The 21,861-nt window shown below is 45.5% G+C and carries 38 protein-coding genes, 2 pseudogenes and 3 CRISPR repeat arrays; of the genes and pseudogenes, 14 read left to right on the forward strand and 26 right to left on the reverse strand.

Annotation, left to right across the window (positions count from 1 at the left end):
* The 5 genes from JCM11216_RS16980 to JCM11216_RS05985 form a co-directional block, all read right to left on the reverse strand.
* A complete protein-coding gene (locus tag JCM11216_RS16980) occupies positions 1 to 606 on the reverse strand; it encodes a hypothetical protein (protein ID WP_243675391.1) in 606 nt (201 codons plus the stop codon).
* A gap of 126 nt (positions 607 to 732) precedes the next feature.
* On the reverse strand, positions 733 to 1,209 hold the full coding sequence (locus tag JCM11216_RS16985) for an FAD-dependent oxidoreductase (protein ID WP_243675393.1): 477 nt from the start codon (positions 1,207 to 1,209) through the stop codon (positions 733 to 735).
* A 16-nt stretch (positions 1,210 to 1,225) separates the two neighbouring features.
* Positions 1,226 to 1,471 carry a sulfurtransferase TusA family protein gene (locus JCM11216_RS05980; RefSeq protein WP_243675394.1) on the reverse strand — a complete coding sequence of 82 codons (246 nt, stop codon included), beginning with the start codon at positions 1,469 to 1,471 and terminating at the stop codon, positions 1,226 to 1,228.
* Between the two features lie 10 nt (positions 1,472 to 1,481).
* A complete protein-coding gene (locus JCM11216_RS16990) occupies positions 1,482 to 1,628 on the reverse strand; it encodes a hypothetical protein (RefSeq protein WP_243675396.1) in 147 nt (48 codons plus the stop codon).
* Positions 1,598 to 1,897: a DsrE/DsrF/DrsH-like family protein gene (locus tag JCM11216_RS05985; RefSeq protein WP_243675398.1), complete on the reverse strand. Its 300-nt coding sequence runs from the start codon at positions 1,895 to 1,897 to the stop codon at positions 1,598 to 1,600. The genes JCM11216_RS16990 and JCM11216_RS05985 overlap by 31 nt, the downstream gene beginning before the upstream one ends.
* A gap of 394 nt (positions 1,898 to 2,291) precedes the next feature.
* Here JCM11216_RS05985 and JCM11216_RS05990 point away from each other — a divergent pair.
* Positions 2,292 to 2,803, forward strand: a pseudogene (locus tag JCM11216_RS05990) (PaREP1 family protein).
* Here the strand turns inward: JCM11216_RS05990 and JCM11216_RS16995 are convergent.
* The gene (locus tag JCM11216_RS16995; RefSeq protein ID WP_243675401.1) at positions 2,800 to 2,976 is read right to left on the reverse strand and encodes a hypothetical protein; all 177 of its coding nucleotides are present in this window, start codon (positions 2,974 to 2,976) and stop codon (positions 2,800 to 2,802) included. The pseudogene JCM11216_RS05990 and the gene JCM11216_RS16995 overlap by 4 nt on opposite strands.
* A 181-nt stretch (positions 2,977 to 3,157) precedes the next feature.
* Between JCM11216_RS16995 and JCM11216_RS17000 the strand changes: the two genes are divergently transcribed.
* On the forward strand, positions 3,158 to 3,358 hold the full coding sequence (locus tag JCM11216_RS17000) for a hypothetical protein (protein ID WP_243675403.1): 201 nt from the start codon (positions 3,158 to 3,160) through the stop codon (positions 3,356 to 3,358).
* Between the two features lie 105 nt (positions 3,359 to 3,463).
* Positions 3,464 to 4,351: direct repeats of the CRISPR family, unit length 25 nt; unit sequence GAAGATTTCAATAGAATATTGAAAG.
* 92 nt (positions 4,352 to 4,443) lie between these two features.
* On the opposite strand, the gene JCM11216_RS05995 is transcribed toward JCM11216_RS17000, so the two are convergent.
* The 20 genes from JCM11216_RS05995 to cmr4 all read right to left on the reverse strand — a co-directional run bounded on the left by JCM11216_RS05995 (position 4,444) and on the right by cmr4 (position 14,692).
* Complete coding sequence (locus tag JCM11216_RS05995) at positions 4,444 to 4,776, reverse strand: hypothetical protein (RefSeq protein WP_054853605.1); 333 nt, start codon at positions 4,774 to 4,776, stop codon at positions 4,444 to 4,446.
* A complete protein-coding gene (locus JCM11216_RS06000; protein WP_054853606.1) occupies positions 4,773 to 5,462 on the reverse strand; it encodes a CRISPR-associated DxTHG motif protein in 690 nt (229 codons plus the stop codon). Before JCM11216_RS06000 ends, JCM11216_RS05995 begins: the two co-directional genes overlap by 4 nt.
* 41 nt (positions 5,463 to 5,503) lie before the next feature.
* Entirely contained in the window at positions 5,504 to 5,785 is a 282-nt protein-coding gene (locus JCM11216_RS06005; protein ID WP_054853607.1) for a hypothetical protein, read from the reverse strand.
* A 7-nt stretch (positions 5,786 to 5,792) separates the two neighbouring features.
* A complete protein-coding gene (locus JCM11216_RS17005) occupies positions 5,793 to 6,305 on the reverse strand; it encodes a putative CRISPR-associated protein (RefSeq protein WP_243675432.1) in 513 nt (170 codons plus the stop codon).
* Between the two features lie 8 nt (positions 6,306 to 6,313).
* Positions 6,314 to 6,694: a hypothetical protein gene (locus tag JCM11216_RS17010; protein WP_243675404.1), complete on the reverse strand. Its 381-nt coding sequence runs from the start codon at positions 6,692 to 6,694 to the stop codon at positions 6,314 to 6,316.
* 108 nt (positions 6,695 to 6,802) lie between these two features.
* The gene (locus tag JCM11216_RS06015; RefSeq protein ID WP_243675406.1) at positions 6,803 to 7,936 is read right to left on the reverse strand and encodes a hypothetical protein; all 1,134 of its coding nucleotides are present in this window, start codon (positions 7,934 to 7,936) and stop codon (positions 6,803 to 6,805) included.
* Entirely contained in the window at positions 7,905 to 8,105 is a 201-nt protein-coding gene (locus JCM11216_RS06020; RefSeq protein ID WP_054853609.1) for a hypothetical protein, read from the reverse strand. Before JCM11216_RS06020 ends, JCM11216_RS06015 begins: the two co-directional genes overlap by 32 nt.
* Before the next feature lie 268 nt (positions 8,106 to 8,373).
* Positions 8,374 to 8,683: a CRISPR direct-repeat array (repeat unit 25 nt; unit sequence GAAGATTTCAATAGAATATTGAAAG).
* Between the two features lie 251 nt (positions 8,684 to 8,934).
* Positions 8,935 to 9,579 (reverse strand): hypothetical protein, encoded by a 645-nt coding sequence (locus tag JCM11216_RS06025; protein WP_054853610.1) that lies wholly within the window; start codon positions 9,577 to 9,579, stop codon positions 8,935 to 8,937.
* Positions 9,576 to 10,082: a hypothetical protein gene (locus tag JCM11216_RS06030; RefSeq protein WP_054853611.1), complete on the reverse strand. Its 507-nt coding sequence runs from the start codon at positions 10,080 to 10,082 to the stop codon at positions 9,576 to 9,578. The genes JCM11216_RS06025 and JCM11216_RS06030 overlap by 4 nt, the downstream gene beginning before the upstream one ends.
* A 73-nt stretch (positions 10,083 to 10,155) precedes the next feature.
* Positions 10,156 to 10,686, reverse strand: a complete 531-nt coding sequence (locus JCM11216_RS06035) for a hypothetical protein (RefSeq protein ID WP_054853612.1) — start codon at positions 10,684 to 10,686, stop codon at positions 10,156 to 10,158.
* A 16-nt stretch (positions 10,687 to 10,702) separates the two neighbouring features.
* On the reverse strand, positions 10,703 to 11,068 hold the full coding sequence (locus JCM11216_RS06040; protein ID WP_054853613.1) for an ATP-binding protein: 366 nt from the start codon (positions 11,066 to 11,068) through the stop codon (positions 10,703 to 10,705).
* A 106-nt stretch (positions 11,069 to 11,174) separates the two neighbouring features.
* Positions 11,175 to 11,627 (reverse strand): RAMP superfamily CRISPR-associated protein, encoded by a 453-nt coding sequence (locus JCM11216_RS06045; protein WP_054853614.1) that lies wholly within the window; start codon positions 11,625 to 11,627, stop codon positions 11,175 to 11,177.
* A complete protein-coding gene (locus JCM11216_RS06050; RefSeq protein ID WP_054853615.1) occupies positions 11,615 to 11,800 on the reverse strand; it encodes a hypothetical protein in 186 nt (61 codons plus the stop codon). The genes JCM11216_RS06045 and JCM11216_RS06050 overlap by 13 nt, the downstream gene beginning before the upstream one ends.
* Positions 11,797 to 11,967, reverse strand: a complete 171-nt coding sequence (locus JCM11216_RS17015) for a hypothetical protein (RefSeq protein ID WP_243675408.1) — start codon at positions 11,965 to 11,967, stop codon at positions 11,797 to 11,799. The genes JCM11216_RS06050 and JCM11216_RS17015 overlap by 4 nt, the downstream gene beginning before the upstream one ends.
* Complete coding sequence (locus JCM11216_RS17020) at positions 11,952 to 12,089, reverse strand: hypothetical protein (RefSeq protein ID WP_243675410.1); 138 nt, start codon at positions 12,087 to 12,089, stop codon at positions 11,952 to 11,954. Before JCM11216_RS17020 ends, JCM11216_RS17015 begins: the two co-directional genes overlap by 16 nt.
* Positions 12,062 to 12,469 (reverse strand): hypothetical protein, encoded by a 408-nt coding sequence (locus JCM11216_RS06055; protein ID WP_054853616.1) that lies wholly within the window; start codon positions 12,467 to 12,469, stop codon positions 12,062 to 12,064. Before JCM11216_RS06055 ends, JCM11216_RS17020 begins: the two co-directional genes overlap by 28 nt.
* Positions 12,460 to 13,011 (reverse strand): hypothetical protein, encoded by a 552-nt coding sequence (locus JCM11216_RS06060; RefSeq protein WP_054853617.1) that lies wholly within the window; start codon positions 13,009 to 13,011, stop codon positions 12,460 to 12,462. Before JCM11216_RS06060 ends, JCM11216_RS06055 begins: the two co-directional genes overlap by 10 nt.
* Positions 13,012 to 13,048: 37 nt before the next feature.
* Positions 13,049 to 13,204 (reverse strand): type III-B CRISPR module RAMP protein Cmr1, encoded by a 156-nt coding sequence (cmr1, locus tag JCM11216_RS17025; protein ID WP_243675411.1) that lies wholly within the window; start codon positions 13,202 to 13,204, stop codon positions 13,049 to 13,051.
* Between the two features lie 4 nt (positions 13,205 to 13,208).
* The gene (cmr5, locus tag JCM11216_RS06065) at positions 13,209 to 13,691 is read right to left on the reverse strand and encodes a type III-B CRISPR module-associated protein Cmr5 (protein WP_054853618.1); all 483 of its coding nucleotides are present in this window, start codon (positions 13,689 to 13,691) and stop codon (positions 13,209 to 13,211) included.
* Positions 13,688 to 14,692 carry a type III-B CRISPR module RAMP protein Cmr4 gene (cmr4, locus tag JCM11216_RS06070; RefSeq protein ID WP_054853619.1) on the reverse strand — a complete coding sequence of 335 codons (1,005 nt, stop codon included), beginning with the start codon at positions 14,690 to 14,692 and terminating at the stop codon, positions 13,688 to 13,690. The genes cmr5 and cmr4 overlap by 4 nt, the downstream gene beginning before the upstream one ends.
* Positions 14,693 to 14,784: 92 nt before the next feature.
* Here cmr4 and JCM11216_RS06075 point away from each other — a divergent pair, with 92 nt between their 5' ends.
* The 12 genes and pseudogenes from JCM11216_RS06075 to JCM11216_RS06110 all read left to right on the forward strand — a co-directional run.
* Positions 14,785 to 15,165 carry a hypothetical protein gene (locus JCM11216_RS06075; RefSeq protein ID WP_243675413.1) on the forward strand — a complete coding sequence of 127 codons (381 nt, stop codon included), beginning with the start codon at positions 14,785 to 14,787 and terminating at the stop codon, positions 15,163 to 15,165.
* Complete coding sequence (locus JCM11216_RS17030; RefSeq protein ID WP_243675414.1) at positions 15,162 to 15,338, forward strand: hypothetical protein; 177 nt, start codon at positions 15,162 to 15,164, stop codon at positions 15,336 to 15,338. Before JCM11216_RS06075 ends, JCM11216_RS17030 begins: the two co-directional genes overlap by 4 nt.
* A gap of 137 nt (positions 15,339 to 15,475) precedes the next feature.
* Positions 15,476 to 16,450: a type III-B CRISPR-associated protein Cas10/Cmr2 gene (locus tag JCM11216_RS06080; protein ID WP_243675415.1), complete on the forward strand. Its 975-nt coding sequence runs from the start codon at positions 15,476 to 15,478 to the stop codon at positions 16,448 to 16,450.
* Positions 16,451 to 16,496: 46 nt separating this feature from the next.
* Positions 16,497 to 16,649 (forward strand): hypothetical protein, encoded by a 153-nt coding sequence (locus tag JCM11216_RS17035; protein ID WP_243675416.1) that lies wholly within the window; start codon positions 16,497 to 16,499, stop codon positions 16,647 to 16,649.
* 149 nt (positions 16,650 to 16,798) lie between these two features.
* The gene (locus tag JCM11216_RS06085; RefSeq protein WP_054853622.1) at positions 16,799 to 17,542 is read left to right on the forward strand and encodes a hypothetical protein; all 744 of its coding nucleotides are present in this window, start codon (positions 16,799 to 16,801) and stop codon (positions 17,540 to 17,542) included.
* Positions 17,517 to 17,960 (forward strand): hypothetical protein, encoded by a 444-nt coding sequence (locus JCM11216_RS06090; RefSeq protein WP_054853623.1) that lies wholly within the window; start codon positions 17,517 to 17,519, stop codon positions 17,958 to 17,960. The genes JCM11216_RS06085 and JCM11216_RS06090 overlap by 26 nt, the downstream gene beginning before the upstream one ends.
* Positions 17,957 to 18,388: a hypothetical protein gene (locus tag JCM11216_RS06095; protein ID WP_054853624.1), complete on the forward strand. Its 432-nt coding sequence runs from the start codon at positions 17,957 to 17,959 to the stop codon at positions 18,386 to 18,388. Before JCM11216_RS06090 ends, JCM11216_RS06095 begins: the two co-directional genes overlap by 4 nt.
* Entirely contained in the window at positions 18,358 to 18,870 is a 513-nt protein-coding gene (locus tag JCM11216_RS06100) for a type III-B CRISPR module-associated Cmr3 family protein (protein ID WP_054853625.1), read from the forward strand. Before JCM11216_RS06095 ends, JCM11216_RS06100 begins: the two co-directional genes overlap by 31 nt.
* A gap of 112 nt (positions 18,871 to 18,982) precedes the next feature.
* On the forward strand, positions 18,983 to 19,156 hold the full coding sequence (locus tag JCM11216_RS17040) for a hypothetical protein (RefSeq protein ID WP_243675417.1): 174 nt from the start codon (positions 18,983 to 18,985) through the stop codon (positions 19,154 to 19,156).
* A 44-nt stretch (positions 19,157 to 19,200) separates the two neighbouring features.
* On the forward strand, positions 19,201 to 19,827 hold the full coding sequence (gene cas6 / locus JCM11216_RS06105) for a CRISPR system precrRNA processing endoribonuclease RAMP protein Cas6 (RefSeq protein ID WP_243675418.1): 627 nt from the start codon (positions 19,201 to 19,203) through the stop codon (positions 19,825 to 19,827).
* A 100-nt stretch (positions 19,828 to 19,927) separates the two neighbouring features.
* On the forward strand, positions 19,928 to 20,068 hold the full coding sequence (locus JCM11216_RS17045; RefSeq protein ID WP_243675419.1) for a hypothetical protein: 141 nt from the start codon (positions 19,928 to 19,930) through the stop codon (positions 20,066 to 20,068).
* A 73-nt stretch (positions 20,069 to 20,141) separates the two neighbouring features.
* Positions 20,142 to 21,255: direct repeats of the CRISPR family, unit length 25 nt; unit sequence CTTTCAATATTCTATTGAAATCTTC.
* A gap of 357 nt (positions 21,256 to 21,612) precedes the next feature.
* Positions 21,613 to 21,861: pseudogene (locus JCM11216_RS06110) on the forward strand (hypothetical protein); the annotation flags it as partial.

Raw genomic sequence — 21,861 nt, forward strand, 5'->3', positions numbered from 1 at the left:
TCACCTATATAGGTGACGAAGCTTTGCCGGTTCTGTAGCCTCAAAGTAAGCCTCAAATATTGGGTCCCAGAGCTCTGGGTATAGTATCATGTCCCAATAAGTGGCTGCAAAGGCGACCTTGAACAGATGGTTAATCCTGTTTATTGGGTATTTAATCGTTGGATTATTGAAGTCACTTATCACGAAGGTGCCAAGGCCATAACCAACATCAAATGGGCAGTTGGTACGGCCCGTGTTACGGGCATCCTCACCCTGGAGTATCCTAGCCACAACGCTGGCCTGTAGGTGGGCTGTAACCCCCCCCGTTTTGGCGACGGGAAGAGCCGAGGCATCACCAATCACGAATGCATCATCAAACCCCCCCTTAACCCTATTCGTGAATTTATCCGCCTGGACAAACCTATCACTATCCAACACATCCTCCGGTACGTACTTAATATCAACACCAACGTGCGGTGGTATGACTATTGCCGCATCGAACTTAAGCTCCTCACCCTCCATGGAATAGGCAACCCTCCTCTCAGGGTCTACGTGGTCAAGCGTGTAAAAGGTTATGTACTCAATACCCCCCCTCTCCTTAAGCAGCGGCTCTATTAACTCATTCATGGGCTCGGCGGGGGGTACGGCCTTGGGTAGAAGGTCGCGAATACAATCCTCACCTTATCCCTCAAGCCCCTCCTCCTGAAGAATTCCTCGGCGAGGAACGTACCCTCCAACGGGCTTGGCGGGCATCTATAAGCACCTGGAGCCAGTATGATCGCTAATGTGCCCTCTCATGCCGTTCAATGTCTGCCAAACCCTCCAGGCACTCTCCTCGTTGCTATGGTAATTACCGAACATCTCCGTGACCTTATCGAGACCGGGAACCCTCGAGTAATCCACAGTGGCCCCCCCTGTGGCTATCACTACGTAGTCATACTCAAGCCTCTTCCCATTCTCAAGCTCCACGTACCTATCCTGAAGATTAACAACCCCCCCTACGCCGGACTGTATGAAGTTTACCCAGGGCTTAAGCACCGAGCGTATCTCACGCTTAATGGGCCTCCTGGAGCCCCTGAAGGCTATGTAGAGTAGCCAGGGCCAGAAGTAATTATGGGGTTGTTTATCTATGACCGTGACCTCAAACTCATCCCTTGGGAGCCTATTAGCGAGCATTGCGCCGCCTGTGCCGCCTCCGATAATAACTACCTTCTTTTTAACCGTGGACATGATAAACCGCCTTAAATCACTTCTTGGCAGTTACCTTAATCACGGCGACTATTTTATCAGACTCCTTCCTAAGCTCCAGGAGCTGGTTGCCGGTCCTCTGTATCCAAGCCCTTATGTCCGGCTCAAAACCTGGGTCCGTGGCCCAAACCTCTATTACATCACCATTCCTTGCATTCCTATACGCCTTAACAACCTCGGTAATGGGTCCTGGACAGGCAATTCCCCCCCTGGCATCCACGAGGATCTTATTGCCCTGACTCATGTCCATCACCTCATATGAAGAGTACCTGCCCTCCCTTGGCCATTTCCAGGAATGTTGTTACGCCAACAACATCATCAACAAGCGCTGGGTCGAAGTCCTCCTTCTTAAGGCCGGCCGCTGACGCCATCATTGAGCATACATAGACCTTAGCACCCATCTTCTTAGCCTCCCTGAGCATGTCCAGCCACGTCGCGCCTTTATCCTAGCCATACCCTCCTGAAGCCTAGGCACAAACTGCTCAAACTCCTTAGGCCAAACGGGTGGTGTTGGGTTCTTCAGTAGCTTAAACATTGCCCATCCAGTGAAGAATATATTCACCTCATAACCAAGCGCCGTAGCCGCCTGCGAAATCACACCGACCGGTATTAACCTGTCCTCAGTCCCCGAGAACACGATCATGCTTATCTTATCCCTACCCGAGCTCATACAAGGATACGAAGTATTCAAATGAATAAAAATAATAAAATTAAGCGCATTTTATGCACCTGAAAAATAATCTTATAAAACCAAACAAAAGACTAAGAAAGAATATAGATAAAAACAAAACAATGCGAAAGAATTCATTAATTAATAATTGCCATACCGCTTAATTTTATCGCAAAGACCCCCCTAATAATGTTGAGACCTACGTTGTAACCCTTCAATTCAATTTTCCCAGTTAACACCCCCCTCCTCATTTTATCAAGCGACTCTGTACAACATCAAGACAATCAATACCCTTAAGAAATTCAATAATTAGGTTATGAGCCATAGATATAAATGACTAATTGATGTAGGACTAGGAGATTTTATTAAGGTATTCATTACTGATTTTCATAAAATGGGCGAAGGCTTGGTACCCCAGGTTAAGGACTTAGGGAATTACGTAAATTTCAGGCTTGAGGAGGCGATAATCGAGCTTAACCTAGCCATTGAACTCCTCGAGAGGGGGGGATACAGCAGAAACGCATCGCAAAAGGCATTCATGCGTGGAAAGCCATAGTTAGTGCCCTAGTCTCACTGAACATGGATAAGATGCCTAGAGACGATAAGGAGAGGGAGTGGTACAGAAAAATAGGTTTTCTAGCCCCCCCAACGACAGGGCTCAACGTAATAGCGAGGAGACTAGAGGAACTGGGCTATAAGGAAGCCGTCGGCATAAACTCACTGGCCCTAAAACTACATAGGTACGCATACAACGGGCTCTACCGCGGGGGGGCCAGTGACTACGCGGACAGAAAAGACGCGATAGAGGACCTAGTAGTACTGATTAAGAAATTAACGCAATTAATAGCCGAGCTAGGCAGGGAGAAGGAAGCCAATGAAATACTAAAGAAGATAGCCCACGATTAATGAACCAAGACACGGCCCAACCAAATCCCCAAGCAACAGCACAAACAACTCAAGCCAAACCTCCAAAAAGCGAGAAGCCACTTTGTTTCTTTGGCTCTCGTTGGTACGTCTTCCTGCCCCCCCTGACTCTTGCGAATCGTGTTTGCCCTCACGGAATTTCCACCCCTAAACACCAAGCCCACCCCCCCAACGACACTTAATACATTGCAAAATAGAAAGCATGAGAGCATACTCCTTGGCTTTGTCGGTGGTGCTTCTTGGGAATTTCCCTGATTACACATTACGTCGTGCCTGCCGCGTCTCTCCCCATGCACCACATGAGTACTTATTACTCCCTAGTTCACTCCCTCTCCCGTGCTTAATAGGCTTCTTGATAGGGTTAGGGTCTTTGGCGTTGGGGATTTACCCATAGAACTTCGTGACCGACCCCCCCAAGAGGTTAGCCTCGAGTACCTGCCCACGGCAACCCATGCTAATGTCGTTGGAACAAGCTCGTTTTTGAGAAACAGAATGATAACGCAGGAACAATATTACCTATGTCGTAAACACCGTTAGAACAGACACGCAACATGAACAAACATGGAGTTTAAAGTTCCGACAAAAACCAAGAGAAGGGGGGGTAGATAATGCTTATAAAGGGCCTAATAAAGTAACGAGCTGGAAGATTTCAATAGAATATTGAAAGATAAGCCCCCCCAATCAAGCCAATACGCCTGACAATATCGTAATTACCACCGAGAAGATTTCAATAGAATATTGAAAGTATACTCCACCACCGCCACCGCCGGCGTAAATCGTTGTAGCACCACTCGAGAAGATTTCAATAGAATATTGAAAGTCTTCGTCGCTAGGATGAGCACGCACGGCAACTCACCAACAACGACACTGAAGATTTCAATAGAATATTGAAAGATTATATAATATAGCGTGTTTATAAGGCAATCAAGGGGGGGCATGGGGGGGAAGATTTCAATAGAATATTGAAAGGGAAATGAAATTTGATGCGGAGCGTAGCTTAAGGTTTGCCGTGAAGATTTCAATAGAATATTGAAAGCTGTAAATGAGCCACTCGATATCATCACAACGCAGTATGGACGGGAAGATTTCAATAGAATATTGAAAGTTAATTAATGGACTTAGGTACTTATCGACGAAGTCATCGCCCACGAAGATTTCAATAGAATATTGAAAGCAACTGAGAATGAATAACAAAACGAAAGAGTGGAGAGTTGATTCGAAGATTTCAATAGAATATTGAAAGGTCCACGTGGTGAGGGCAGTCCTGGGTAACGACCCGAGGGTAGTAGCGAGGATTTCAATAGAATATTGAAAGAGCGTGCCGTCGTCCATTTCCTCTGGGTCGAGGGGGGGTTCATCATCTGAGGATTTCAATAGAATATTGAAAGAACTAAGACCCCCCCGATGGCGATGGTGTTTACGAAGTTGCTGTAGAGGATTTTTAAAAGAATATTTAAAGATGGTCACGAACAAGTAGCTAGGCGGAATTGATACATAACCGCTCAGAGGATTTTAAAGGAATATTGAAAGAGTAGAGCGAGTAATGTAATTTTTCAGGGATTTAGTTTATTACATGATTATTTAATATCCTTTCGTTTGATGGGGGAGTTTTGAGTCTTACGTTACTGTAGGCATTTTAATGCTTCGTCGTCTATCATGATGCAGTATTCGTTATTATAACTAATAATCCTTGTGCAGTTCTTTAGTAACCCGGCATGGGCTATGAAGTTCCTCTTATCCTCATCACCCCCCCTACATGCGCATTGGTCGTGAAATCCCTCGTGGTGCATGAGCGCCATAATATCCGAGTAGTAATTGCCATAGACCTTAATGCCTAGTTTCACGGCTTTATCAATCACCTTGTACATATCGTTGAGTTCATCCCTAATTATGACCTCAGCCACATCACTAAGCTTGCCAATCAACCTATGCCTCATTAAGTCACTAAGTCTCACCGCACCCCCCCCTTCTCCACCGCTTGGCTAAACACCTTATCCTCACATAGTAATTTCTCAATAAGCCTTGAGTACACGTCGTTCGGTTTTATGCCGCCTTTGAATTCGTACTCAACCTTCTTATCCCCCCCATGATTTATCTTGGCATTGACTTGGAAATTGTCGTAATCTTTATCACAATTTTTATCACACACGTGCTCCTTACTTAATATCTTCGGTATTGTAGCCAGTGCCCCCCCGTATGTCAGTGCCTTAACGATGGTGCTGCGCGTATCCTGAGGGAGCACCAACCGCTTGATGCTATCGTTGATTAGCTTAACAACCTCAAAGCTATCCTCAGAGCTACCGGGTAATGCATTGTAAACCCTTATGTATGTATTACCCGCACCCTTTATTAGGGCCAGCGTAGCTATGTATCTGGTAATTTGGTACGTGAGTGTCGGCATGAAGTTTATACCGTGGGTGACATCGAGGAATAAGTGTAGGTCCACATCATCTGTAATTAAATCCTTAATATATCTCCAAAGCTCAATAAGCAACTCACTGGCTATTAAATCTGGGTTACTCTTACCCGTGAACTCCCAATCACCTAATCGACCCTTAACTGATGTCACAACAACCTTTACATTACGAGCATCGCCAAGTAATTCCTTAACAATGCACTCAATGTAGCCCCCCCTTACCAATTCACGCCACTTACTTAAATCGTCTACCGTGCTTGGCGGAGCTAATTTACTGCATTCATTATTAGCGCATAATGAGTATTTCCTGGCGCACTCAACAGCTTTAGATCTTGCGGTTTAGTTGATGCGGTTATCACGCTATCGAGCACGTAAATTACGTAAATATCCGCATTATTCATGCACACAATTGAGGAGTAGGATCTCCTCACATCGCACTTCCCTGAGCCGCAGAGGTCCTCATCACCACATTGATAAGAACCTTCTCTCCACCCCCCCAGTGGGTTTCCCCCCCACGTAGCTATGTATACCCTCTTCACATTACTCATTATTGAATCACCTAATAATTATACCAATTAATTTTTTGAACCATTCCTTAACGATGACCTCGCCACCCCTAATATCTATCACGCCGTTCTCCCTAAGGTCCTCGGGGGGGTCTAGGCCTGCGTTCCTTAGCTCCTCGGTTGTTGGGTTTCGGCTTAGTGCGTTCACGTACTTGCTGTCTAGGGTTATTGGTAGCATTGGTAGTTCCACGACGTCCCTAAACGTCTCGTGAGTGTAGACCACCCTCCAAGCCCCCCCAGCCAACATGGCGACCACGGTTAGGTACGCGGACTCAGGCTTGAAGCCACCCGTTGGGTTAACAACCACCTTGTAACCCCCCCTCCTCCTAAGCTCGACTATGTTGCTCACGAAATTATTCATCAAGTCTGTCAAGCCCTCCCTAAACCACTCCACACCCCCCCTACCGAAGCCCCCCCTCAGGACAATGGGATCATCAATGATTAAGGCCGTATTGTCAGGTACGCCGATCAACCTCCTGAAGCCCTGCCCATACCTCCTCAGGTACTCGGTTATGGCCCTCGCGCAGAACCTGGAGGTTCCCGTGTCGGTTGGTAGAACTGAAGCCTCAACTCACCAATCACGTGCCTCGCGGGTAGTGAGTTTATGAAGGCAATTAGTGAGTTAAGCTCGGCGCTGAAGCCCGCGGGGGGGTCCCCCCCACTCAACGCCTTAACGGCGTCCTCAAGAACCTCACCACCCCCCCTGGCGGACCACTCCTCGAATAGACTCTGAAGCTCATCATCAATGGGCAACCTACTCGGGGGGGGCTTAGCCCTATTGCCAAAGACCTCCCTAGACCTCTGGCTCAGGGCTAACTTGTCGAGGTTCCTCTCGATATTTCCAAGGATGCTCGTACCCACGGTTGACAATACCGCAAGTTTAAGGGACATACCCTTAATCACTAATCATCCTGGTTTTAAGTATTAAGACGCAATGGTGATGCCATCTTATTGGTGAATTGCGGACACTGGAGAAGATTGGGTGGGGGGGCCTGCCGTCTATGGTGCTTGGTTGAGGATTTTTGTGAATGCGTATAGTTGGATTATTGCGTGGTCAAGCTCTGAGTTACTAGGATTCCTAAACCTATCATTGGTAATCAGCTCAGAGTCTAGCCCGTACTTGAGCCACAGCTCATGCGCCTTTTTGTCCATTGTTAACAATTTCTTGCCCCCCCTTAGCACTATTCTGTCCGTCGTTGGTATCACGACATCGCACTTATAGGGTGCCGTTGGTACGTAGGCAGCGCGCAATCTTAATTGCTCAAAGGCGAGCTCCACGGCCTTAGCAAGCACGGACCTACAGCCACTCTTTTCCTCAGCAACCGCGTGGAGGACCTCCACTTGTACGCAGTACGGTATCTCCACCCTGACTGGCAGGTTGTGTATGCCGTGATATATCGTGTTAGTGTCGATCACGTAATCCCCCCCATCCTCAATATCCATAACCCTAAATCCAAAGAAGCGGATCATTTGATCTACGGTATCATCCTCATCGCCTACGCAGTTAAGTATGGCCTCTATGAGCTTCCTCACCCTATCCATGTTCACGGCTTCGTTATTGCTTATGTCACGACTATAGGTCGGGTTAGTTCTTAACCTAACGCTCTCAATCAGGGTATTATCGACCAGTAACCTCAGCTCGCCTTTACTGAGCTCTAACCTTAAACTGTTGGGCTTTGGATTATCATCCTCATATACGTGTGGCGTTGAGGTTAAGGTATTTATTAGGCAGGAAACCCGAGCAACCTCCCTCCTTAGGTCTGAGTTTAATATATTTATACCAACGACACCTTTAAGTTTATCAATAAACTCGTCGCAATCACCAATCAATTGCCTTAACACATTGTTAGGACCTTGATTCACACTCACCTTACCAAATAATTGAACCCACTGTAACCACCTGGGTACTAATGGATAGAATAGGTTTGTCCAGGGACCAAACGGAAACATTACATGCATTATAGGGACCCCTCTCTGTGCCGCGAGCATTGTCATGCATATCGCCATCCTAACAGACGCTGAAGATGGTACAACCACTGCATCACCACTAATTACCTCATTAAGATCCCCACAACCTCTAAACGACAACAACCTAACATTATTAACACCCCCCCTCCCTGAGCAGATTCTCAATAAACCCAGCAGTACGCTCTGCCCTCTTGAAACCTGAGTGAACCACGACAACCTCAACATTGGGCCCCCCCACCAACTCATACGCTCTAAAAACAGCCGATAAAGCCGACTCAACAATGTACGAAGGCGCACCCACACCAACAACCAACCTCATGGCAACATAATACATACACCCATACTTAATTTTTACCCAGTAGGTAGAACCACGACATGACAAAACAACAATAACTCCCTAGGAAAACAAACACGGAGATCCACCGTCAGAACAAGCACGTATTTGGAAAATTGAACAATAACGAACGAACAAAACCACAATACGTAACGAGAACCGTAGGAACAGACACGATTCATGAACGTCCATGAAAATTAACGTTCCAAGGAGAACCATAAAAGAATAAAGGTAATGCTTATAAATAACTTAATAAGCACACGTTCCGGAAGATTTCAATAGAATATTGAAAGTAGATTAGACAAGAATTATCTGCTTGCAGCAGGTCAGTGCAGCAGTGAGAAGATTTCAATAGAATATTGAAAGCAATCCATGTATAAATTTGCTGTCCATTTGGATTATCACCTGGTTCAAGAAGATTTCAATAGAATATTGAAAGAAGCCCACACTTTGGGCACCTCACTGAGAACCTATTGTTATACTCGGAAGATTTCAATAGAATATTGAAAGACCCATTGCGATTCCCCCCGTATCATTGTGGCTGCCTTGGTTTGAAGATTTCAATAGAATATTGAATATTGAAAGAACCTACTTTTCTTAACCACATTCTTAACCCTCGTAATACCATAGATGTGCGTCGCCATAAACGTCAAGCCTCATTTTCAACCTCTTTATTACATCCAACGAAACTGCATAACTTAGGCAGTGGCATACGGTCTCAACGCCGATCTATCGCATTTAATGTCTCTACCACGGTCTTGGCATCGCAATAGGCCCCCCCACGTTATTAAGGGCTCAGTTCAGAATTGTGAATAATTATTGATTGTGATCAGGTGATTACGGCCACATCGCCCTCCTTACTAATACGGCACCTGCTGCCTAGGTCATTTATTAGGTCATTAGAGTTTTTGTAGCGCCCACCTCTAAATGACATTATGAAATCCTTCAGATCCTCCCCCCCTATAAACGGTACTACGGGCTCGTTAAGAAGCCTAATGATTAAATGCGAGAGAGGTGATGGTGAATCACTAATGAATATTGCATGTATTGCACCACATGGATCAACTCTAACCCTCTGGAGTAATGTATTTTCAGGGCTTTCACGAATCACAAAGTAATGCAATGGGTATGGCGATAGTAAACCCATCGTCAGGCCTAAACCCAGTAATTTCCCGACCCATTCCTTAAATTTATCTTTAATAGCATCAATGTTGCTCTTAATGTAATCCTCAACATCACCTGTGATGTATATGTAATCCTCCTTCACGAATTCCCTGAGGTAAAGCTGCATATAGGCAAATGGACTAAAAGGAACTAAGTTGATTAAATAGTCGCCATATTCGCCGAAGTAAAAATCGTTTATTGTCAACTCACTCTTCTCTAGGTAAATACCAATATTTTTGAGAGCAATTATAAAGTTATTTATATCATTACCAATATTAATATTATTTATATTAAATTCAAACAGCATCATATATGACACCCAATAAAATTGTAGGCATATTTACTTTTGATTTTATTTCTTATTTTATTTCTAATACTCATTTTGACGAGCACAATAGTATTACCTTTTACTTTATTTATTATATTTTGTAATTCAACAGGATCGTTATATTTCATGTTATGAGTTCCACATTTGCAATCAACATTTATCCTTATTGAGCCATTAATAAGTATACATACGTCAGGCCAATTATATTGTCTTGATGGGTTACAGCAGGGTAATGCATCCTGCATCTGTAATTTATGGCAATCCACACTTACATCTACCCTACATGCCGCAACGCTATCTATATTATTTATCGTGAAATTTTGCTTTAGATATTGTTTGAAATCCGCATCGCTTATCAAATCATTACCATGAAATCCGCATAAATTGCCGCATTCCACATCATAGGCTTGGTTGATCCCTCTGAGGAACTTATCGCACGCATCATTAGCTATACCGCACTTAATACCTGGAGGCATGCTTATCACGCTATCATGACCGCCAGCTCTCTCTTGAAGAGCTCTGATGATGATAAATCGACATATGACTTACCGTTCTCAATTACGTAGTACTTAAGTTTATTAATGGCTGAGTACTTAAGTACGAAGCGTTGTGGGTCTCGATAACTATTGGGAACTCGTAATCCCTGAACCTGGTTAATGCATCGTTTACGTAGTCCACGTGCAGTGATGCTTCGAAGTTCTCGATGAAGATTATGGGCGATCTTCCCCGCTTTCTTAAGTAATCCGCCAATGCTAGGGTTATGGATATGAGCATCATCCTCTTAACGCCCTCCGCGATATTCCTATAGTGATGCCTCAAATCCTTAATGAATAGCTCGTCATGAAATTCAAAGTTAAACCCTGTCAATACCGAGAATACCTCATTCGCATTGCTCAGGATATCTTCACGGATTTCCATGAACCTGGACTCTTTAGACCCCAAATGCTCACTTGCACTAACTACCGCGTCAATGCCTTTATCGACTAAGTCCTTTACATAAATTTCAACATCATCATTAAGCCCAGGGACATTCAGCGGTATTAACTCATCATAAGTGATCCAAAGCAGCGGCATTTCCTCAATAACCATTCTCCCCAGCGAAACCTCACCCGAGAGGAAGCTTATTCATCAACTCCTCTTCCTTACTTTCCTTCTCACTCTCCTCAGTCTTCACAACCTTGACTTTTAAGGAATTATCATTAAGTAGTTCCATCGCTACCTCATAACTAATATTACCTACTTTTAGCAGTATCATTGATGCTTCCCCCCCGGAATCGCGGTTAATTAATTCCCTTAATTCGCCCACTAGGATCGTCTTGTTTGTCAGTAGTTTTATGGCGTACTTAAGGGCCCTCATGATCGTTGTCTTACCGGCATTATTAGGACCGTACAGCACGACTGGGCCATTAGCTAGCTCGATCTCGACACTCTTCAGGGATCCAATGTTTCTTAAGCTTAGGCTAATCACCACAAATTACTTAGATATAAATTTTAAGGTAATTAAGTTTATTTTACCTTGAATCTGCCGTAGCCTAAAGCCGTCTTAGCTCCGACACCCCTACTTAACGCGGACATAATTAACCTGGTGAATTCATCCTCGTGCAGGCGTTTTTACAGTCTGAACTTAAGTATACATAGTTACAGTGGCCACCACCGCACTTACTCAGTCTTTCCCTGAGCCTATTCTTAGCCACCAATATCACTATTCTGAACCCTACGCCCTTAGTTATTGTGGGTAATATCACGGGGGGGTTTGGGCTTGACTCCGCCTCGCTTATTTCGCCATTAACCTCGCTGTAGTGTGGATTTACGATGTCTAGCGTTAATAGGCCTTTATTACCTGGGCATATGACTGGGTATGAATCAAGTATTATTATTGCAGATGACTCAGCCTGAAGACCTAGGGCGTTTAGGCATGGGCTCTTATCACTGTAAGCCGCCGCCCTTACGGCGCCTTTAAGCGATGATGATGGTATGTAGGGTAGGTTCCAGTATGGGTCCCAGGCAATGCCTGTTTCTAACACCTCCATGTACGGGTTTCTGAGCCTACGGCTAACCTACTGATGATGACGTATGTCGAGTCTATTAACTCCTCATAACCTGCCTCTATAAATGCCCTCTTAACCTCATCAATATGATTATTAACGCGTTTCAATAACTCGTTTACACTATTGCATGAATATGCCTTAACAACCATCCTCATGAACCCTGCATCCTCTCATTGACAACATCCCTAACGTTAACCTCACCTCCACGATCCCGTCTCCTTAACTGGGCGGCGCAGTTGTTTATGTCACGTATACACTCAATAAATTCACGCCTAAGTTGACTAACTATATTGGTGTTGCTGGGTGTCATCGCTGTGGCCATACGCGGGTCACATTGATGCCCTGCTTCTTTACATAGTCCGTAAGTTCGTTTAACGCCGTACAGGTTGCGCCTATGATGTTCTGCTCATTAATAGCTATCCTCTGGCTGCCGGCGCTCTCCACGTTAGTTCCCTCGGCCAGTCAGCGGATATGAACACTGCTAAGTAGCTTTGTTTGCTGTGGACAGCTAATAACATTGGTGATGCCCTCCTGGTAACGTTCCCACGCATAATATAGCCTGTACCCCCCCTTTGCTCCCTGGGTAAGCCAAGCACCCAGGCTTCTAACCTATTTCTTAAGTCATCATTAATGAGTGGGTTCCCCCCCTTCAGTACCCTAGCCCTCTCAGGCCTTAGGAAAAAGTTATGGAGTATACTCAATGCGTCCCTACCTCTGTTTAATTCGAGGACTTGGAATGCATGTATACCGCCTACGTCGCCTAACCCGCACTTAGCATTGCCCTCCATGCACTTTGTGAAGTCCGCCTTCGAGACTACCGGCATTGGCGGTAGTTCGCAAGCCCCCCCCTCTCCCTACGTGCCACGTTAGTGAACCTACGCCCACTAACCACACTACTCACGTACTTGATGACCTCATCGATCACGTCATTGATTCGCCTCCCTGGGTCGAATAGCGAGGAGTACCTTCCGTAGACGCGCGTGATGTCTAGGCAGCCTAGACCCCTCCTACTGCCCTTACCGAGGCATGAAAGCCTTAGGGCTAGGCTTAATGCGCCGAGGGCCGCCTTTACGGCATCTTCGGATAAGCCGCATTTAATATGCTCATCGATTATTATACGTGCGTTAAGCCTATCAACGTATTCAACCTCTCTACGGCCAAGCGTCAACAGCCTAACCCTCTGGAGGTTATCGCGGCCAACGTACCCACCAGTAGCCGTCCTTGGGGCGACCAAGCCCTGGAACTCAATGCTTATGCTGAAGCATGATGCCTTGGAACCCTCACCACCCGCATAACCGAGACCGAGGTCTAACCCAACTATTTCTGAGATAGCCCTAACCTCGCCAGGGCTTGGCGCCTTAAGCACAGAGCCCTTGGAACCGCCGTGGAGAAACCCCCCCTGATTAAAGAGGGCACCAGCACCAGGCCCTAGCCCACCAGCGCCAAAGGCCCTTAACCTCGCTGGGCCTTATTGGGTAGTCTTCATCAACCTTATTTGGGTCTGCGGACCCAGCCAGTAGTGGTGTTGCTAAATTGACCTCAAGCTCTACGTAAGGCATTTAATCACCCCCTAGACCTGATCGTGGCCTCAGCCAGCCTCTTAAGCCACTCGGCGAACATGAGTAATTTATCGTCTGCCAATACTTCGGCATTAACGTCATTGAGTTGTCCTAAGACGTCTATGACGTTGTTGGCCTTGGTTATGACACCCAACTCCTTAAGCGCCCTGACTAGGCATATTCCGTAAAGCTCGTAGGCCTCCTTACTAACATTACCACTAACCTTCTTGAATATGTCGCGTAGAGGGTCATTACTAAGTGCATGGTTTAATTTCTCAAAGCCCGTCATACCTTTATCACTTGACTTGGATAGGATGAAGCTTAGGGTGTAGGTAATGCCGTTGTAGTATAGGTTAGCTATTTCATGCCTACACCTTGTCTTAAAACCGTCCATCACATCGCCATTGCTGCCGAATACATCTTTAATGGCTTCAATGCACTCAATCGCTAGGTCTAGGGCCTTATCCCTAACCTGGTTCGTTATCATGGGGGGGCACCACCCGGGTACCACCAAAGCTTAACTAGGCCCTTGCCCACGGTCTCCTTACCTCCAAGCATCAGTGAATTTATACTCCTTAATTCATTACATACATTACCTGGACTCTTAAGGCTCTCTAGGCTCTTCTTAAGTTGGTCATTGCTAATTCCATCCAGGGATCTCCTAATGCCGCTGCATACTATCCCGGATACCATTATAGTGAACTGAGGTAAGTACTCCTCCTCCCATAAGGCACCGCTGACTACGGTTTTAGACTCATAATTTAACCTAACCCTAGTCTGTATTACTAGGCCCCCCCTTCTAATAACCTCATTAATGTCATCATCACTGATGAATACGAGACCTGCCTGCGACACCTTATCCCCCCCAACGTCCTTTGGCAATGCACTTAGGAACAGCTTCATTGCGTCGGAATCAACCTTGGCGTTAAATTCCAACTCATTAATTACGGCTTTATTCCCCCCCATCAATACGCGGCCACTACTCACGAGAGCCACGCCACCACCGACGCTTGACCTCACCCTATCGATCAGCTTCATCAATGAATCCTTTAATTGATTAAGTGCGTTATTATACTCAGTCAGGGCCTCCAGGTACGTTAGGTAGTAATTAAGTAGGTGCGGAGACGTTACGTACGTCCAGACACCCCCCCTCAATGACCTAGCCGGTATTAGGAGGAGCCTAGCGTCCAGGAAGACAACTGAGGATGCGTAGTCGGAGACTTCTCGTGACCCGGCCTCGGGACCAAAGATCGCCCTAACCCGCTCCTTGCATGCCGTATCACCACCGCACCTAAGCGTTAGGTTGCTTCTGAAGACGCCCTTTAACCCGCTTGCCCATATGACCGGTATGCCGAATTCATCGCGCTGGACTTGAAGATCTACTATCTCACCGCCTCTACCGCTTCCAGGGTGCGTCGGCGTTAATGAGTAAATGAATAGTAATTCAGAAATCCGCTGACTTACCGCCACCTGCTGTGCCTGGCTCATTGTATATTTCCTATATATTATGTTTTTAAAAGTGTTTTCCTTTTTCCTTAATGTTAATGCTTAAAAACATTCATAAAAATGTAAATAACTTAATGAGCGTTAATATTGAACAAGTGACCCGATACTTTGAGAGTAAGCTATACGTCTTAATGCATGATCCACCTGATAAGGCTTGGTTAATTATCAATGGGATCAATCACGTGAATAGGGCTAAGGAGCTTTACCAACGCCTTTTCCAAGGCACACCATTCGGTGGCGGTGTGCCTAACCTAGAGTCTGATATGAGGATTATTAAGTCAGATAAATTGGCCTCATCATTTGATAGGTGGATTTTCCTAAAGCCTTCTCGATCCAACTACGTCTATAAAAGGATTAGACTACTCAACATATTTAACCCAAGCTACAGCTACGAAATCCCCCCCATGACTACAACAGTATTATTAATGAGGTTCGAGAATACGAGCAGGATTTGAGACATGATGTGGATGTGGTTAATAAGCTTACCGACAAAGACCCCCCCAGGTCACTCTATAACTTCTTCTACGCCGCCTATGAGGCGTATTGGGTCATGTATGGTTTACCGCCCAGCCCAGCTGACACTAGGCGCCAACGCATGACGTATTTGACCACGCCTACGCGTCCGTGATGATATCTAATTGGGTTAGTAGTAATGGTGAACTTATTGGAGGTTACTATGTTATTGGGGGATATTCCAAGCGTGCAGCAGTTTATATCGGCAAGTAGGAGGCTGGTGACCTTTGGGCCAGTAGCTGGGTCATATCAATGGTGATATGGCTAACGATATGGCCCCCCCTCGTGTGGCGCTTCGGACCTGACATATTAATTAGGCCAACCACCAGGTTGAACCCACTATACTACGCATTCTTAGCAGCGTCACTAAGCCTTAATAGTGATGAGAGGGAGAATTCATGCAAAGTATTCAATAAGCTTGTCAACGTACTTAATAATTATGAGAAACTTAGTGGCGAGTTAATCGACGTGCTTAAACGCCTAATGGGTGCCATTAACGTGTTCTTAACGGGTAAGCCCGGCAGTATTGATTCAGCTCTAGGCCTGCTTAAGGGCATAATGCAGGTAGCCTTCATTGGTGAATATTTCCAATTAATACTCCCTAGACGCACCCCTGAAGGTTATGAATTAACTAAAGAAGAGATAATCAATGAATTAAAAAGCAGCTTCAGTAATGCGCTTAACTGCATCCTAGATTCAGCCTTCAAACTATTGAACAATATAGGTAGTAACTATGATTATGTGGTTGAACTAATTAAAAGCCTTAAGAGTGCAGGCTTGGTTGAGTTTAAGCTACCCCCCCTCAGGATAGGCGTATTGAGTATAGGGCCTAATTCCAGTGATGACATTAAGATAGGCGAGGTTTATTGTCCATTAAGCGATAAGACGCTGGTGGATCTAAAAATTAGTAATAATGATTGTCGTGAAATGTTCCTCTTCGACTACCTAATGACTAGTGATGAAGTTAGGAGGAAGATACGTGATGAGGAGGGGCGTAGATTGCCGACCATTGGTTCCTGGTTCGATAGTAATGGATCTCCGAGGATTGACTTAACCACGTACACCAGCACTAATGGCTGGATACCCAGTACATTAAACCCTGAGGTACCCGCAGTCATTAAGTTTGGGAAGATCATCAACTCAAACCGCAACATATGTTATAATGAGGAGGCAACAGCCATGTTGAAGAAATTATCGCCAAGCTTGGGGGAAGGCCGTCGGCAGTAACTCAATAATATGCGCACCTAGTAACGACCAGGCATTATCAACGCTGATGAGCGTCTTTAAGCCCGGCGAGGCGCTCAGCTCGGTAGACCTGGCTAAGAGGGTCATATACCTAGGCCTAGGGGCTCTCTTCAGCTGGGTAATGAGAAGGCGAGGTTCGAGAGCACGGAGGACGTTGCCGTCAGGTACCTATTCTCAATAAGCAGTCTCATTAAGAATATATTTAGTTTTGAGGATTGTGTCCAGATTTTTAAATATATTAATAGTAATCCACCCAGGGACATCGATAACATATGCCCGGAGAATATATGTGGCAATCCTGAGATCATTAGGAACGTTACTGAGGAATGCGTGGAGAAGGCGTTAACTAACATGGATTTGGTTAAGGATATATATAATATATATAATAAGTTGGCCCAAGACTCCGTCATAGATGATGTGTGTGGTTCAATCAGCGATGCGGAGTTAAAGAATAGGTGCATGGCTAATGTAGTTGGTAGGTTCTTGCAATTCCACTTCACTTACGCCATAGTTAGGGGGGGCGATGGTGATTCTGTAGGCGACCTGCATGAAGGTCTCATTCCCGGCTACCTGGATGAGTTAATTAAGCTTTACAATTCCATGCTTAACGATGATAAGTACGTTGATGGTGATTTGAACGAGTTCAGGAGTGACGTTGAAATGCAGGTAAAGGTGCTTCAAGAGATTAAGTGCTCAAAATACTTCACTAGGCCTAGGGATGGTTCCACGGCCGTTAGAATACCTATTTCACCAGCCTATAAATTCGCCATAACTCGGTCACTCATGGTTACTGCCCTTAAAGCCCTGTACAGGGCCATAGGGATGAATGTCATGCCCATATACATGGGCGGTGATGATATTGCAGCACTAGCGCCTATTGAAAATACATTTAGTTTCATTAATGAGATTAGGAAGATTTACTGGGGGGGGCTCGATAAGGGTTCGTTCTTCCACAGGGCAGGCGATTATGCGGTGCCGGCACTGGCGGTATATGGGCAGAGCTACTCGGTAAGGTTTACACACATCCTTGATATATTCTCTTACGAATATGCCGAAGCCGGGGAAGCTTCTTAATGATTATGCTAAGGAGAGTGATTGGGGGGGCTCCTTTAAGAAGGATTCAATGGCCATAAGCGCCTCAAGAACTAGTCACATTTCAGTACTTCCAGTTAGGCCTAAGGGGATTGTGATTAGAAGTATTGAGGATTTGAAGAGACTAATGAGTTATGTTTATTCAGGCCTACTAAGCACTGGCGTGCCTAATGACTTTGATAGGTTTAAAGACATCTACAACAAGGCTAAGTCTATGAATAAGGTAGACATTATGATTAACGTAATTAAACACGTTATTAACAATAATACGAGACTCGAGAGTGTCTTAAATGATTTGGTGGCCAGAGCTGAATGCAGCTTAAAGGAGTATGAGAAACATGGTGGTGACTATATACTTAATTTAATAAACTCCGTGAATATACTGAGGCGATTGCCATGATCCTCAACCTAACCATCAAGCCCATAGAGGCGCTTCAATTAACGAGAGGCACGGTCGGAGGTGTTGATGTATTCAGCGTAACTGAGACCTCGTATGCGCCATTACCGACCACGATAATTGGGCTCTTGGCTAATGTGTATTGCGAGGTGTCAGGTGATTCAACACTATGTAACCTACCTAAGCAGAGCGACTGCCTGACCTCACTCAGGGAGGTTATTAATAAATTAGGCATTGAATATGTTTGGGGCCCGCTGATTAATGTGAGTGATAAGCAGTATTTCATTACTGAAGATAAGCTAATTCCCCCCCTGGATAAAGCCGCTGATTACGTAAATGCGGTGGTTTACATGGCTGTAAGGATGAGTGCGTTAGCGGGATTCTTAATAATGAGCTGCTTATGTTTAAGACCATTGATAAGGTTGGCATAGCCATTGATAGGGAGGCCCGCACCGTTAGGCCGGGCTTCACGTATAGGCAGAGGTTCATTTGGCTGCGCAAGATTAACGAGAGTGGCAGTGTTGAGACCGTCAGGGATTGGGGGGGCTATCAATATTTGATAAAGCTAGGGAAGGGGGGGGATGTGCTTAAGGGCGCTAGGGTGGTTATGAGGGTTGGTGGTGAGGGTAGGCAGGCCATTGTTGAGCTTGTTAGTGCGAGTGAGGATATACCAAGGGCCGAGACCGGCGGGGGGGTCACCTACGGCGTTGTACTAAGCCCGGTGGTTTTCGATGGCGATGCGCCATTCATCAATGTTGAACAGGTAGATAAGGATATAGAATTAGTGTATGGCCTACTCTCCGAAGGAGGTGTTAGGCAGAGGGTTATGACGGCATCCCTAGGGTTTAGTGAGGCTGCTAAGTGCAGGAGGCCTATATACCCGGCAATGCTCCGGGTACCGTGGTTAGGTTAAAGGTGCCGAGGACTCACGTGGGTTTGTTCACGAATTACGGCTATGGGTCAATACTCGCGGTAAGCGGTGTTTAGGAATCTTAAATTTAAAGGTGCCTGGGTTCAAACACCCGGTGTCTCTAATCTTCGTGTTTAATTTCGGTGTTAGGTCTTCGTCACCCATTGTGCTTAGTGGGTTTACTGGCTCAATAACCATGTCCATGCTCCTAAACATACTCAACACGATCGAGCCTGGCCTCGGCGATGAGGTTCACTCGAGGAGGGGGGTCCAAAGCCCATCTCAGTGACGCCACTCACGCATAATGGTAAGGTCCTTTTTAGGGGTGACCACGTGATACCGCCCGGCGATGGGTTGGGTTTTAGGGTTACTGTGATTGGTGAGTCCCTCGGCCTGAAACTCCTCAATGGGCTTGAGGGTGTGAGGAGTGTTAGGATTGGGAGTGTTGATGCATCGCTTGAGTTGTTGGGTGTTGAGGTCGTTAGGGTTGATGAGCTGTGGAGGGTTGGGGGGGGCGGTAGGTTCCGGGTTGATTTCCTGAGCCCTGTTAGGTTTGCCAAGAGGAGTACCATGGGTAGGAGGCGTAGGGTTAGGTTTGACTTCTGCCCAAGCATCGTGAACATACTATTCACCACGATAAACCACTACTCAGGCGTTGTTGGTCTTGGTAATGAGTTTAGGTCGTGGCCATACCTACTCAGGTGGGCCTATAACTACGTCTACATGAGGGATTTGAGGGGGGGTAGGGTGGTCGCCACGAGGCACGCTGGTAGGCCTGAGCTGGGCTTCATAGGCTCGGTGGAGTTCGAGATAGTGAGTAGGAGGCAGTCCAGGATCCAGCAATTGTGGCATTTACTAAACTATGCGGAGCTCGTGAACGTGGGCACGGGCAGGAGCATGGGATTCGGAGTAATAAGGATAACGGCAATGAACCAAAACCAACCCAAACAAGGCCAGTAAGGCTAGGAAGAACACACCCAATACGCAAACACAAGAAGCACCAACTGTTAAAGCCCAAGCAAGTTGCTCAGTAGCCACCTACTACCTAGATGGTCAGCAGTTGAGCAGCGGCTTGCCGATAACGCTTAAGCCGGGCCAGACGCTAACAATCGCTTACTCAAGCTGCAACCCATCAACAGACGAAATAACGAGCATAGCCGTAATAACAAGCTCAGGAACATACACAGCAACAGTCTCATAACAACCTCAAAAATTAGGAGAATCAAAATCAAAAATTAAAACCATCATTGATACCTAAACCCAAGATACTAAGGGTAAAACCCCCCCATTGAAATCCTCGCCAGTAAGGTTGCTAACCTAATGTACCCAGAGACGTTGAAGCTCAGTAAGCTTTCAATATTCTATTGAAATCCTCATGCGAGGAGCGAAAAAGTTGCAAAATGGGCCAACAATGAAGCGAACCTTTCAATATTCTATTGAAATCCTCAAACCTAGGAGTGTTAGGTTGATTTGGATTTGCATGTGGCACATCTTTCAATATTCTATTGAAATCTTCTCGTAACACAAAAAATCGAAACGTTGGTGCCAGATGGTTACACTTTCAATATTCTATTGAAATCTTCAACAAAGCCATTGGTGTTGAACGCAAGCATCCTGGGCATTTACGCACCTTTCAATATTCTATTGAAATCTTCATGACCCAGAGGCTAAGAAATTTACTATCAACACCGATAATAAGGAAGAAGAGACTTTCAATATTCTATTGAAATCTTCCTATGACGCAGGTTATCCCCCCCGATTTATGAGTGGCAAAGAGATCGCTTTCAATATTCTATTGAAATCTTCACAAGGAGGATTCTACACAGGTATTCCCCCCCTGTCACAGATTGAACTTTCAATATTCTATTGAAATCTTCTGTCAGGCACGTAGTAAGCCGTGTTACTCGCCGTGCTGGGTATCGTGTCTTTCAATATTCTATTGAAATCTTCCCTACTCGTAAGCCACTCGCCGAGCCTGACGCTCAGCCCCCCCTCACCACCCCCCCTTTCAATATTCTATTGAAATCTTCCGTAATTATGGAAGTCAACAATGAAACTACAATTGAGGATATCGTCTTTCAATATTCTATTGAAATCTTCCCTCATGAACTCATATATCTCCCTCTCCGTTTTCATACCCATCCCCCCCGACTTTCAATATTCTATTGAAATCTTCTCCTGCCTCTGCCCGAGAAATCAGGTGAAATAAAGGTTTTCAGAGGCTTTCAATATTCTATTGAAATCTTCACCGCTCATGTACGGACCATAAACCACGCCGACAGTGTACAGGTCACTTTCAATATTCTATTGAAATCTTCTCCAATCTTATTGATCAATTGCAGGGCTTGGTTTCTGTGATTCAGCTTTCAATATTCTATTGAAATCTTCCGTTTCGCTACTTTATTTGCCTCTTTTTAAGTTTTTCCTTCTTGTTTCTTTGGCTTTCGTTGGTACACCTTTCTACTCTTAATGCTTACGTTTCGTGTTTGTTCCCACGGTCTTTATTGGGAATTGAATTCTTCTTCCCACGAAATTTCAATTTTTCAAAACCGAGCCTGTTCCAACGGTGCTTAGTACTTTGTAAAATGGAGAGAGTGCACAGTCTCGTGCATGTTCCTTGGCTTTTTGATTGTGGGTTACTCAACGTGGGTTGTTGTGGTTAATGCACGTAAGCGTGCATTGGTTGCCTTTGTCTCGCCTTGTGCCCTGCACCCCCCCTTAAAAGTTCATTGACTTGCCTCTTTGATGGATGTTAGGGAGCTTGTTGCTGACCTAATCTTCATCGTTAGGTCACCAGTTGATGGAGTAGATAATGCTGTTAGTGAGTCGGCTAGGCTTAGTAAGGCTTGGCGTAGAATCGCCACTGTTCTTAGGGTCTTCAATAATCCCTGGGTTTTGCCTAGGGGGGGTCATAGGCGTGAGCTCATTAGCATTGCTAGTTCATACTTCATCGCTGGTTCAGACCCGTCAATCACGTTCCTAGCCCTAATGAGC

Source organism: Vulcanisaeta distributa JCM 11216 (assembly GCF_001315985.1).
Taxonomy (GTDB): Archaea; Thermoproteota; Thermoprotei; order Thermoproteales; family Thermocladiaceae; genus Vulcanisaeta; species Vulcanisaeta distributa_E.